This window comes from Janthinobacterium kumbetense, assembly GCF_023703445.1.
Taxonomy (GTDB): Bacteria; Pseudomonadota; Gammaproteobacteria; order Burkholderiales; family Burkholderiaceae_D; genus Janthinobacterium; species Janthinobacterium kumbetense.
Genome location: NZ_JAMQGR010000001.1, coordinates 1,428,934 through 1,441,143 on the forward strand (window position 1 = coordinate 1,428,934; position 12,210 = coordinate 1,441,143).

Consider the following 12,210-nt stretch of genomic DNA (forward strand, 5'->3'; position numbering starts at 1 on the left):
GTGGCTACGGCAGCCGGTGCCGGAAGGTCGGTTCGATGTTGCGCGCATGCAGCCAGCGCACGATGTCTTCCAGGGTGGCGTCCTGCAACAGCAAGCCTGGCGCGGTGGCGGAAGATGCAACAGGCGATGCGGCCACGGGAACAGGCGCTGGCGAAGACTCCGAAAGGCCCGCATGTCCCTGTAATTTCGCCAGCGCCTGCGCGAACTGGGCCGGATTGATGCTGCGCAAGCTTTCCAGGAAGCCCAGTTGGGCGGCGGGCGGCGGCGGCATGTCCAGGCCCGGTTCGTCGACGAAGGCGGCGCCCATGCTGGGGTGGATGAAGGCGGCCCACTTGCCGGACGGCTGCAGGCCTGGCGGCAGCGCCACCTGTTCCACGTCGGCGGGCGGCGCGGCGGCGAGGATGTCGGTCGAGGCAGGCAAAAAGGTCGAGCGCAGCAGTTGCACGAACTGGCGCGCCTGAGCGACGGGCACGGGCGTGGCCAGCGACAGCCATAACTGGAACGCCGTGCCCGAGATGCTGACGGCGGGCGCCGGCAAGTCCAGCTCGTGCTGCACGGCATTGGCGATCGTGCACAGCGCGCTCCAGTGCGCCTCGCCGCCGCCCTTGCCGCCAAACTCCAGCACCAGCGCGCGCGTCAGGCCGCTCCCGGTCACGAGTTGCACCGCTACCGTCTGCTCGCCCGACAGATGGCGCGCCAGCACGGCCGGCGTCAGCGGCTGCACGCCGCCCTCGCCATCGACATAGTGCTGCTGTTCATCGAACAGGTACAGGCGGGTGAGTTCGGAAATCAGTTTATGCATGGACGGCCTCGTAATGACGTTGAGCAACACTTGTCAACGTGCCCAGATTATAGCCTCCCAAGCCTTGGCGCACCCGCACGTCCGACGCCAAACACGAGCCAGCTGGCCACGGCGAACAGGCAGGCGGCAACGCCGCCGTACAGCATCACGGCGCCAAAACCTTGTGCCAGCGCAAGCTTCGCCACGCCGGCCGGCAGCGCGCCGCCCTTGCCTGCCGACACTGCCTCCGCCAACGCCCGCAATGCCGCCCCGTCAATCCCGGCAGGCACATGCCGGCGCAAGGCGGACTGGATGGCTGCAACGAGGATAAAACCCATCAGCGCGATATTGATGGACAGGCTGACCATGCGCGCGCTGATGTCGATGCTGGACGCCATGCCCGCCCGCTCGCCGGGCACGGCAGCCGTCGTCGTGTTGGTGACGGGCGTGTTGGTCAATCCCAGGCCCGTGCCCGCCAGCAGGCAGCCGGGCAAGATCGTCAGCCAGCTGGCGGCGTCCGCGCGGCTGCCCCAGCACATCAGCAGCAAACCCGTGCCGATGGCCAGCAAGCCGGCAGGAATCACCGCATCGGCCCGGTAGCGCAGCGCCAACCGCTCGGCCAGCGGCGGCACGAGCAAGGTGGGCAAGGTATAGGCCAGCAAGGTCAGGCCCGTGTCCAGGCTGCTGTAGCCGAGGCCATATTGCACGTACAGGGGCAGATAAATCATGAACGGCCAGAAACTGCAATTCATGCCCGCCGAACCGAGCAGCGCGCCCGAGAAGCGGCGGATGCGGAATACGGAAAAGTCGATCATCGGTTCCGCCTGACGCCGTTCGATGACGGCAAACGCGGCAAAACCGGCCAGCGCCACGGCCAGGCTGGCCAGCGCACGGGGATCATCGAAACCCAGCGCCGGCCCCTGCGTGAGGCACCACGCCAGGCTGAACACGGCCAGCGACAGCGTGGCGATGCCGGCCACGTCCAGCTTGCGCCGCTGCGGGTCGCGCGATTCATTCACGCCCAGGGCCGCCAGCAGCAGCGCGACGACGGCGAGCGGTCCGTGCACGAGGAATACCCACTGCCAATTCGACAGCGCGACGATGGCCGCGCCGATGATAGGGCCGAAGCCCAGGCCCAGGCCAAACACGATGCCCCAGGCGCCGAACGCCCGGCCCCGCGCGGCGCCGGCCGGGAACTGCTGCGACAGCACGGCCACCTGGCAAATCAGCATGGCGCCGCCGGCCATGCCCTGCAGCGCGCGCGCCGCGATCAGCACGCCCATGCCGCCGGCCCAGCCGCAGGCCAGCGAACTGAGGCCGAACAGCGCCAGGCTGGCGAGCAGCAGGCGCTTGCGGCCATAGCGGTCGGCCAGGGTGCCCGTGGCCATCAGCACGGTGGTGCAAGCCAGGGTGTAGGCATTCATGATCCATTGCAAGTCCTTGAAGTCGCCATGCAGCACGGTTTCCAGGGTGGGCAGGATGACGGGCACGCTGGAAATTTCCAGGCCAAACATGAGCGAGGCCAGGCAGACGGCGGCCAGGGTCAGTGCGTTTTGTTGCGAAGTAGTCGGTAGCATCGAAGCCTTGATGTCGGTAGTCATGGAGGGGCGCGTAGAGGCGGCGCACCGGGAGCCCGCATTCTAGAAAACCTCGACTCATGATGGAAATGATAAAATTTTGTACAATTCATTCATTTTCATCATGAATCACAGGAACCTCCATGGACTTCGATACCGCCCTGCTGCGCGCCTTGGTCGCCGTCGCGGACACGGGCGGCTTTACGCGCGCCGCCGAACGGCTGCACCTGAGCCAGTCCGCCATCAGCCACCAGATCCGCCGCCTGGAAGAGCAAGCGGGCACGCCCTTGCTGGTGCGCACGACGCGCAGCCTGCGCCTGACGGAAGATGGCGAGGATTTCCTGCGCCACGCGCGGCAGGTGCTGGCGGCCCAGGAGGCGCTGTCGCGCCGCTTCCAGCGTTCCTCGCTTGCCGGCGCCGTGCGCTTTGGCGTGCCGGAAAATTTCATGGGCGCACGCCTGCCGGCCCTGCTGGCGCAGTTCGCCCACCTGTTTCCCGCCGTGCGCCTTGATGTGACGGTCGGCACCTATCTTGACTTGCAAAAACTGGTCGCCGCCGATGCGCTGGACCTGGCCGTCGTCATGACCCTGGCGGACGGGCAAGATGAAGCGGCCGTGCTGCGCCGCACGCGCTTCGTCTGGGCGGGCGCGCAGGATTTCCGGCACGATGGCGCACTGCCCCTGCCGCTGGCGTTTTCACCGGCGCCCTGCATGCACCGGCAAGTGGGCGTCGGCGCCCTCGAGGGCGCCGGAATCGACTGGCGCGTGGCATTTACTTCGCCCAGCCAGCAGGGCTTGCGCGCCGCCGTGCTGGCGGGCCTGGCCATCACGGCCCTGCCGCAAGGCGACCTGGAGCCCGGCATGGTGGTCATCGATGGCCAGCATGGCTTGCCCGCCCTGCCCGCCGCCCGCTTCCAGCTGCTGTGGCGCGCCGCCGGCAGCACGGCGGCGGCCGAAGCGTTCAGACAGTTGCTGCGCGAGTGGTCAGCCGCCGCGGCGGCTTGACAGCACCAGCAGCAAGGCCAGCGCCAGCATGGCGCTCGCACCGCCCAGGGCCACCGTCACGCGGTGCGCCAGCAGCGCCGCGCCGACGCGCTGGTGTGCGCCAAAGGACGAGATCGCCACCAGCGCCGCCAGCCCCAACGAATTGCCCAGCTGGTGCGCCACGTTGACGATGCCCGCGGCGGCGCCCGCATCCTGCGCGGGCACGCCCGCCACGCCGGCCGCCGTCAGCGGACTCAAGGCCATGCCCTGCCCCGCGCCGATCAGCACCATGGGCAGGGCCACGCCCAGCCAGTACGCCGTGTTCGCATCGATACGGCTCAGCCATGCCATGCCCAGCAAGGTTGTCGCCAATCCCATGGCCAGCAGGCGCGCATTGCCCAGGCGACGCGTCAAACGCGGCACGCACAGGGCCATGCCGAAGTTGACCAGGGTCATGGGCAGGAAAGCCAGGCCCGTCAGCGATGGCGGATAGCGCAGCACCACTTGCAGAAATTGCGTGGTGAAAAAGAAGAAACCGATCATGGCGCCCAGGAACAGCACCCTGGCCCCGTACGCGGCATTGCGCTGCGCATCGGCGAACAGGCGCAGCGGCAGGATCGGCTGCGCGGCGCGCCGTTCGATGGCAATGAAAGCGGCCAGCAGCAGCACGCCCGCCGCCAGCGCACCTTGCGTCAAGGAATCGCCCCAGCCGGCGCCGGCCGAGCGGATCAAGCCATACACGAGGGCCGACATGCCGAGGGTGGAACTGGCCGCGCCAGCCACGTCAAAGCGGCCCCGGCTGCGCGAGCTTTCCGCGATGAAACGGCGCGCGGCCAGCAGCATGGCGGCGCCGATGGGCAGGTTGATGAAGAAGCCCACGCGCCACGACAGCCACTCGGCCAGCACGCCGCCCAGCACCAGCCCCACGCTGGCGGCGATGCCCGCCACGGCGCTGTACAGGGCGATGGCCCGCGTGCGTTCGCGTCCTTCCGCAAACGTGGTTTGCAGCAAGGCCAGGGTGGATGGCGCCAGGATGGCCGCGCCCACGCCCTGGATGGCGCGCGCGGCGATCATCATGGCCGGCGAGCGCGCCAGGCCGATGGCCAGCGACGCGAGCGTGAACAGCGCCAGGCCCAGCTGCAGCAGGCGGCGCCGGCCAACCACGTCGCCGGCGCGCGCGGCCAGCAGCAGCAAGCCGCCAAACGTCAGCGTATACGCGCTTTGCACCCAGGCCAGGCCCGTATCCGTAAAGCCCAGTTCCTGGTGGATGTTCGGCAAGCCCGTCAGCACGATGGACGTGTCGAGCACGATCATCACGTAACTGACGAGAATGATGGCGAGGATGGCCGCCTTGGGCGGCGCGGCAGAGGGAGTAGCAACTGGCGGATTGTTCATGCCATCACTGTAAGCCGTATGCATTACCATGAATAGATGGTAAAGTCTGCATGAACTTATTAGCGCAACTAATGAATTGAAAAGACATCCGCCATGGCACAAACCAACTTCAACGACATACTCGCCTTCGTGGCCGTGGCCCGCGAAGGCAGTTTTACCCGGGCGGCGGCCAAGCTGGGCGTGTCGCAGTCGGCGCTGAGCCAGACCGTGCGCGCGCTGGAGGAACGGCTCGACTTGCGCCTGCTGGTGCGCACCACGCGCAGCGTCTCGCCCACGGAGGCGGGCGAACAGCTGCTGCGCACGGTGGCGCCCCGCTTCGACGAAATCGAGGCGGAACTGGCCCTGCTCAGCGCACGGCGCGACAAGCCGGCCGGCAACATCCGCATCAGCGCGGGCGAGCATTCGGCGCTGACGGTGCTGCAGCCGGCCATCGCCCGTTTGCTGCCCCACTACCCGGACATCCACATCGAAGTCATCGTCGACAATGGCATGACCGACATCGTGGCCGCGCGCTGCGACGCGGGCGTGCGCCTGGGCGAGCAGGTGGCCAAGGACATGATCGCCATGCCCATCGGTCCCGATTTCCGCATGGCCATCGTTGCCTCGCCCGCCTATTTCAGCCGGAATCCGCCGCCCGTCACGCCGCAGGACTTGATGGCGCACAACTGCATCAACATGCGCCTGCCCACCCTGGGCGGCCTGTTTGCCTGGGAATTTTCCAAGGATGGGCAGGAACTGAAGGTGCGCGTGGAAGGTCAGATGATCTACAACAACATGGCCATGCGCCTGCATTCGGCGCTCGATGGCCTGGGCCTGGCCTGCATGCCGGAAGACGTGGTCCTGCCCTACGTGGCCGATGGCCGCCTGGTCCGCGTGCTGGACGACTGGTGCCCCGCGTACGCGGGCTACAAGCTGTATTACCCGAGCCGGCGCCACCCGTCGCCCGCGTTTACCTTGCTGCTCGACACCTTGCGCTATCCCCGCGTTTGAGCCAGCGCAATCGTCCACCGGGCGTGGACAGTCGCCAAACGAACATGCGTTTACCGTGCGGCGGCGCAGGACTATAGTGGCTACTTTCCCACCTGTTCAAGGATCGCCATGAAACTCTTTTATTCGCCGGGCGCCTGCTCGCAGGCGCCGCACATCATCCTGCGCGAAACGGGCACGCCATTCACTCTGGTCAAGGTCGACCTGGGCCAGCACCGGACGCAGGAAGGCGGCAATTACTACGAACTCAACCCGAAAGGCCAGGTGCCGCTGCTGGCGCTCGCCGATGGAACGACCTTGAGCGAAGGCCCCGTCATCGCCCAGTACATCGCGGAACAGGCTGGCCGGCAGGATTTGCTGCCGTCCGTGGGCAGTTTTGCCCGCTACAAGGTGCTGGAATGGCAAAACTACATCACGTCCGAGCTGCATAAATCGTTCAGTCCCCTGTTCGATCCGCGCATCGACGCGGCCGCCAAGGCCTTGTTCGTCCAGCAACTGGGCAAGAAATACAAATGGGTGGACAGCCGCCTGGAAGGCCGGGCCTACCTGACGGGCGACACGTTCACGGTCGCCGACGCCTATCTGTTCGTCATCACGGGCTGGGCGCCAGGCGTGGGCGTGGACTTGTCCGCGCTGGCGCATGTGCAAGCCTTCCTGGCCCGCGTAGCCCAGCGCGACAGCGTCAAGGCGGCTTTGGAAGCGGAAGGACTGGCCAAGGCGGCTTGAGCGCCATCGCCCGGTGCACGGCTCACGTCTTTTCCGACTTGCCGTGCATCACCATGATGGTTTGCTGCATCAGCGCGCACAGGGTTTCCTTGCCATCGCGCACGGCGAACACTTCGGCTTGCGTGACGATCAGGGTGCGCCCCGGGCGCACCACCTTGCCGCGCGCAATCAATTTCTCGCCATCGGCGGGCGCCAGCAAATTCATCTTGTATTCCACCGTCAGCACGGACGCGCCGTCGGCCACCATGGTCATGGCCGCGTAGCCGGCGGCCGAGTCCGCGATCATGCCCACCACGCCGCCATGCACGAAACCGTGCTGCTGCTCGATGCCGCGCCAGTGCGGCACGTGAATTTCCGTGCTGCCGTGACTGACCACGGGCAGGCTGGCCTGGATCAGGGTCATGGCGTTTTGCAGATCGAAACTGGCGCGGACTTTCTCGGCGAAGTGCGGGTCGGGCCGACGGGACGTGCTCATGGGCTGTGCGCTTTCAAGGGGAGAACGCCTTACTGTACCCGCTTATGCCCGTTCGCACCATGTCGCAGCGCCCGCCGGCTTGCACGGCGGATGCGGTAGTATCGCCATGTCGACACATGATCCCTCCTCCTGCCCCCGCGAAAGGTCCGCCATGGAAGAAGAATACGAAGTACCCAGCCCCCATGAGCACGCCGTGGAAGAGGCGACGGAGAAGGAGCGCGATGGCCTGACGCAGAAAATCGCCCTGATGACGGCCATCCTCGCCACCATCGGCGCCCTGATCAGCTACCAGAGCGGCAATGCGCAGAACGAGGCCATGTTCCTGAAGAACGAGAGCATCCTGAAACAGGCACAGGCGAGCGACCAGTGGGCCTTGTACCAGGCGAAGTCGACGAAGGGCCATATCGCCGAAGCGACGGCCGCTCTGGCCAGCGTACCCGAGGTACGGGCCCGCTTCCTGGCGGAACAGGCCAGGCAGGAACGGGAAAAGCCCCTGGTGCAGGCGCAGGCGCGCCAGCTGGAAGAGCAGTCGAGAAAGCTGGGCGAGGCGTCGGAAGCCAAGCTGCGCCCGCACGAACGGCTGGCCATGGCCCTGACCTTCATCCAGATCGCCGTAGCGCTGGCCGCCATCACCGTGCTGACGCGGCGCCGCTGGCTGCTGTGGGGCTCGGTGGGCGCGGCGGCGGCCGGCATACTGGCGGCCGGCAGCGCCTTCCTGCTGTAGCGGCAGGCGGTTCAGGCGGGCGGCACGATGCCGCTCCAGCCCGGCAAATAGCGCGCCTGCTGGCTGCGCGCCAGCTTCATGGCCTGTGCCAGTGCCTTGGGGAAATTTTTCTGCAGGCTGGCGGGCGCGATGCGGCTGCGCAAGAAATCGGCCCACAGGAATTCGCTGAACGGCGTCACGTCCTTGGCGTAGCCGCCCGCGCTGCGCAATTCGCCGGCCAGGCTGCGGTAGGGATCGTCGTGCAAGCCGCTCAGGTGCCGGGGGATGGCGGAAAAATCGCGGCGCAAGCCTTCGCTGTCGTACGGGTGCACCCACTGGTGGTGGTCCATCACATGCCAGAAGTGCAGCGGTTCCAGCCAGGACAGATCCTTGAGTATCATCAAACTGACGCTTTTCACGCCTTCCTGGTGCAGCGCCAGGCCGAAATGGTGGTGGTCGACGATGTAGTGGCGCCCTTCCGGACCGATGATGCTGGGAAACCAGTGGTCGGCCAGCGCCGCCGCCCGCGCTTTCCGGCCCAGGCTGGCCCAATGCGCGCGCTTGAGCGCCACCTCGGCCATGCCCACCGTGATTTGCGTGGGCAGCAGCTTGTTCAGCCGTCCCTTGACCAGTTGCGGTTTCGCGCTTGTCATACCGTCTCCCAGATGCATGGCCTGGCCGCCAGCGTAGCATAGTCGCCGCTACTTTTCAGGCGTGGCGCAGCCCAGCAGGCGCACGGCCTCGGCCACGCTCAATTCGCTGAGCAGCAGCGCCGGCCCCGCCTGGGCGGCCAGCATGTCGCGCAGCGCCAGTTGCAGCACGGCGCACGCCGGCTCCTTCAGCCGCGCCAGCGCCAGGGCCAGCCCCCGCTGGCGCGCAAACGCGGCAAAGTCGCGCAAGGCTTCGACGCTGCTGCCATCGAGGTCGGGCGACTCTTCCAGGCTGAGGATCACCTTGCGCAGCGGACCGGCCCGCTCTTCCAGCATGGCGCGCGCCAGGTGCAGGCTGCGCTCGGCATTGACGAAGAACAAGGGTTCATCGAGGCGCAGGATCAACGTGTCGGGCTGCGCGCGGGCCGCCGGGTACAACGCCAGTTTCACGTAATCGTGGCTGTCGCCCAGCCGGCCCAGCACGGACAGGCCCGGCCGCGACAGGCGGCGCAGCATCAGCAGCAGGCTCATGGCGATGGCTGCCAGCAAGCCGTCGAGTACGCCGAACAGCAGCACGCCGGCAATGGCCGCCAGCACCAGCAGGCGGTCGCGGCGCCAGGTGAAATAAGGCCGCAAGGAAACAGGGTTCAGGGTATGGCTGACGGCATGGATGACCACGGCAGCCAGCACGGGCACGGGAATCAGGGCCACCAGCGGCAGCAGGGTCAGCACGATGACGCCCACGACGGCGGCCGCCACCAGCCCCGCCAGGCGCGAGGTGGCGCCGGCCGCCTCGTTGGCGGAGGTGGCCGAATAGCCGGCGCCCACCGGCATGGCCTGGAACAGGCCCGCCACCACGTTCGCCGCGCCCAGCGCCAGCAAGTCGCGCTCGGGCGCCACGGCGTCGCCATGCTTCAAGGCAAAACTGCGGATGGCGCCATACGATTCCGCATACAGGATCAGCGCCAGCGCAAACGCCAGCTCGGCCAGGCGCGTCCATTCCTCCTGCGTCAGGCGCGGCAGGACAGGCATGGCCAGGCGCACATCGATGGCGCCCACCAGGGCCACGCCATGGCGCGGCAAGTCCAGCCATTGCCCGGCGGCGATGCCCAGCGCGATGACGATCAGGCCGGCAGGCCAGCGCTGCAGCCGCCGCAGCAGGAACAGCGACAGCAGCGCCGCCGCGCACAGGCCGGCGCCGCTCCCGTTCCACTGCCCTTCGCCTGCCAGCAGGCCCGCCAGCAGATGCGGCACGTCGCCGTGCGCCGGCTGCACGCCCAGTACGCCGGGCAACTGTTTCACGATGATCACGATGGCCAGGCCGAAGGAAAAGCCCCGCAGCACGGGCTTGGCGATGAATTCCGTGATGCTGCCCAGCCTGGCCAGCCAGGCCAGCAGGAAAAATGCCCCCGTCAATATCACCAGTCCCGCCATCAGCATCAGCCGGTGCCCCGCCGTGCCGCCCGGCATGGATGCCATGGCGGCGGCCAGCACGGCGGCCGAGGACGACGTGGCCGAGACGATGGCAAAGCGGCTCGTGCCCAGCACGCCGTAGCACAGCAAGCCCGCAAACAGGGCCAGGATGCCCGCCTGGGGCGCCATGTTGCCGATGCTGGCATACGCCACCGCTTCCGGCAGCAGCAGGCCGGCAATCGACAGGCCGGCGCTGGCATCTTGCCAGCGGTTCATTTGCGTCGCAGCCGATGCGCTCATGGAAGCTCCTGGTGGGTGGCGCTAGTCCGCTCCATGATGCGGCAAGAACGGTGTTTCCGGCCACATTTGCTTACATTTTATACATAAAAACTGTCTACCGGCGGCCCCGGCAGCGCGTTCAGGCAGTGTGACATCCCTGATCGACCACCTGGAGACTACAATGAAAACCACCGTCCTGTCCGCCATCACCGTGATCGTGCTTGCCTCGGCTGCCGCCAGCAGCTTTGCCGCAGAAACGACCTGGCAGAAAAACCATCCCCGCCGCGAACAGGTGAACAACCGCCTCGCGCATCAGAACGCGCGCATCCATAAGGAAGTCAAGGAAGGCGAGATCAGCAAGGGACAGGCGGCCGCCCTGCACCGCGAGGACCGCAGCATCCGCCGCGAAGAGCGCAGCATGGCCAAGCTCGATAACGGCCATATCACCAAGGCGGACCAGCGCGCGCTGAACCAGCAGGAAAATGTGGTCAGCAAACAGATCGGAAAGTGATTTGACGCAAGGGGCGGCGTTGCACGGTGCAACGCGCTCGCGCCGCCCACGGCATGCAGCTCTGTGCGAAAATGCCCGCCTTCGCCATTGCCGGATTCTGCCCATGCCGCACGCTGCCCTCGCTACCCCAGCTACCCTTTCCGAGCGCGACGCGCGCCGCATCGCGCGCCATGCGCCAGCCGCCGACGCCGCCCGCTTCCTGCATCCGGCCCAGCAAGCGCTGCTGCACCGGCGCGGCTGGCTGACGATGCTGGCGCCGCGCGGCGCGGGCGGGGCCGAGCTGCCCTTGCCGCAGGTGGTGCGCCTGGAGGAAGCCGTGGCCGCCGTCGACGGCAGCATGGGCTGGGTGCTGACCCTGTGCGCGGGCGCGGGATGGTTTGCGGGCTTCCTGGCGCCCGACATGGCGCGGACCATCATCGGCACGCCCCGCGTCTGCCTGGGCGGCAGCGGCGCGGCCACCGGTGAAGCGGAAGAGGAAGGCGACGGCTACCGCATCACGGGCAGCTGGGACTACGCCAGCGGCGCGCCGATGGCGACCCACTTCACGCTGAACGCCCGGCTGCGGCGCGATGGACAGCCCCTGCTCGATGCGGAAGGCAAGCCGCGCATCCGCGCCTTCCTCGTCCCCGCCGCCCTGGTGCAGCTGGTGCCCTCGTGGAACAGCATCGGCATGCGCGCCAGCGCCTCGCACAGCTACCGCATCGACGGTCAATGGGTAGCCAAGGAACACGGCTTCGCCATCGATGCGAGCGCCGCGACGGCCGACGGCCCCCTGTACCGCTACCCGTTCTATTCGCTGGCCTACGTGACCCTGGCCGCCAACGTGGCCGGCATGGCCAGCCATTTCATGCAACTCGCCGAAGAAGGCATGCGCCACCGCCGCCATGCGCGCGCCGGCTTGCCGCTGCTGGACGTGCCGGAAGTGGCCGCCATGCTGCAAGCCAGGAAACAAGCGTTCGCGGCCGCCCGCACCCGCTTCTATGCCGTGCTGGACGACAGCTGGGCGCAGGTGGCGGGCGGCGCGGCGCTCGGCGCGGATGCCATGCAAGCCGTGCAGGACCGTTCGCTGGACCTGGTCGCCGCATGCCGCGCGGCCGTCGGTGATGTGTATCCGTATTGCGGCCTGTACGCGGCCCGCGAAGACAGCACCATCAACCGCGTGTGGCGCGATTTCCACACGGCCAGCCAGCATGCGCTGCTGCTGCCGTAATCTGCCTGAACGCCCGGCGCGGCATCGTCATTGAGCGCCTTGGCGCGGATAGCCGTCATCCGCCACCTGTTCCAGCCACGTCACCGCCGTGCCATCTTGCGCCTCGGCAATAGCGACGTGCTGCATGGCGGACGTGGCCGTCGCGCCATGCCAGTGCTTGACGCCGGGCGGTATCCACGCCACGTCGCCCACGGCCAGCGCCTGCAGCGGGCCCTGCCAGTGCTGCACCCAGCCCTGGCCTTGCGTGACGATCAGGGTCTGGCCCAGCGGATGCGTATGCCACGCCGTGCGGGCGCCGGGCGCGAAGGTGACGATGGCGCCGCCCACGCGGGCCGGCGCCAGGCGCTGGAACCTGGCGTCGACTGCGACTTTCCCCGTGAAATAGGCGGCGTCGCCGATGCTGCTGGGCAAAGCGGCGGCGCGCGTGACGGTGACGGCCGCTGGCGCGGCAGCCGGCTCGGCGGAGACGGCCCCGGCGGGCAGGCAAAGCGGCAAGAGTGCCGCGGCGTATCGGTGCATA

The 12,210-nt window shown here is 67.7% G+C and carries 13 protein-coding genes; 6 read left to right on the top strand and 7 right to left on the bottom strand.

Translation table 11 applies throughout. The features are described from left to right. Positions 1 to 4 precede the first annotated feature (4 nt). Complete coding sequence (locus NCG91_RS06290) at positions 5 to 802, bottom strand: TOTE conflict system archaeo-eukaryotic primase domain-containing protein (protein ID WP_251349067.1); 798 nt, start codon at positions 800 to 802, stop codon at positions 5 to 7. Positions 803 to 849: 47 nt separating this feature from the next. Further along, entirely contained in the window at positions 850 to 2,382 is a 1,533-nt protein-coding gene (locus NCG91_RS06295; RefSeq protein ID WP_251349068.1) for an MFS transporter, read from the bottom strand. Between the two features lie 119 nt (positions 2,383 to 2,501). On the opposite strand from NCG91_RS06295, the gene NCG91_RS06300 reads away from it, so the two are divergent. Next, positions 2,502 to 3,362 carry a LysR substrate-binding domain-containing protein gene (locus NCG91_RS06300; RefSeq protein WP_251349069.1) on the top strand — a complete coding sequence of 287 codons (861 nt, stop codon included), beginning with the start codon at positions 2,502 to 2,504 and terminating at the stop codon, positions 3,360 to 3,362. Here the strand turns inward: NCG91_RS06300 and NCG91_RS06305 are convergent. Next, on the bottom strand, positions 3,342 to 4,736 hold the full coding sequence (locus tag NCG91_RS06305; RefSeq protein WP_251349070.1) for an MFS transporter: 1,395 nt from the start codon (positions 4,734 to 4,736) through the stop codon (positions 3,342 to 3,344). The genes NCG91_RS06300 and NCG91_RS06305 overlap by 21 nt on opposite strands. Positions 4,737 to 4,829: 93 nt before the next feature. On the opposite strand from NCG91_RS06305, the gene NCG91_RS06310 reads away from it, so the two are divergent. Then, a complete protein-coding gene (locus NCG91_RS06310) occupies positions 4,830 to 5,726 on the top strand; it encodes a LysR family transcriptional regulator (RefSeq protein WP_251349071.1) in 897 nt (298 codons plus the stop codon). 108 nt (positions 5,727 to 5,834) lie between these two features. Next, entirely contained in the window at positions 5,835 to 6,449 is a 615-nt protein-coding gene (gene gstA, locus NCG91_RS06315) for a glutathione transferase GstA (protein ID WP_251349072.1), read from the top strand. Between the two features lie 22 nt (positions 6,450 to 6,471). On the opposite strand, the gene NCG91_RS06320 is transcribed toward gstA, so the two are convergent. After that, positions 6,472 to 6,924, bottom strand: coding sequence for a PaaI family thioesterase (locus NCG91_RS06320; protein ID WP_251349073.1), 453 nt, complete (start codon positions 6,922 to 6,924; stop codon positions 6,472 to 6,474). A gap of 151 nt (positions 6,925 to 7,075) precedes the next feature. Between NCG91_RS06320 and NCG91_RS06325 the strand changes: the two genes are divergently transcribed. Next, entirely contained in the window at positions 7,076 to 7,648 is a 573-nt protein-coding gene (locus NCG91_RS06325) for a DUF4337 domain-containing protein (protein WP_251349074.1), read from the top strand. A gap of 11 nt (positions 7,649 to 7,659) precedes the next feature. On the opposite strand, the gene NCG91_RS06330 is transcribed toward NCG91_RS06325, so the two are convergent. Together NCG91_RS06330 and NCG91_RS06335 are read right to left on the bottom strand one after the other, a co-directional pair. Further along, a complete protein-coding gene (locus NCG91_RS06330; protein WP_251349075.1) occupies positions 7,660 to 8,280 on the bottom strand; it encodes a ParB-like protein in 621 nt (206 codons plus the stop codon). 48 nt (positions 8,281 to 8,328) lie between these two features. Beyond that, positions 8,329 to 9,990, bottom strand: coding sequence for a SulP family inorganic anion transporter (locus NCG91_RS06335; RefSeq protein ID WP_251349076.1), 1,662 nt, complete (start codon positions 9,988 to 9,990; stop codon positions 8,329 to 8,331). 160 nt (positions 9,991 to 10,150) lie between these two features. Here NCG91_RS06335 and NCG91_RS06340 point away from each other — a divergent pair, with 160 nt between their 5' ends. Together NCG91_RS06340 and NCG91_RS06345 are read left to right on the top strand one after the other, a co-directional pair. Continuing rightward, on the top strand, positions 10,151 to 10,480 hold the full coding sequence (locus NCG91_RS06340) for a hypothetical protein (protein WP_152258680.1): 330 nt from the start codon (positions 10,151 to 10,153) through the stop codon (positions 10,478 to 10,480). A 103-nt stretch (positions 10,481 to 10,583) separates the two neighbouring features. Beyond that, entirely contained in the window at positions 10,584 to 11,690 is a 1,107-nt protein-coding gene (locus NCG91_RS06345; RefSeq protein WP_251349077.1) for an acyl-CoA dehydrogenase family protein, read from the top strand. Positions 11,691 to 11,717: 27 nt separating this feature from the next. Here the strand turns inward: NCG91_RS06345 and NCG91_RS06350 are convergent, their stop codons facing one another. Continuing rightward, a complete protein-coding gene (locus NCG91_RS06350) occupies positions 11,718 to 12,209 on the bottom strand; it encodes a (R)-mandelonitrile lyase (protein WP_251349078.1) in 492 nt (163 codons plus the stop codon). Position 12,210 lies beyond the last annotated feature (1 nt).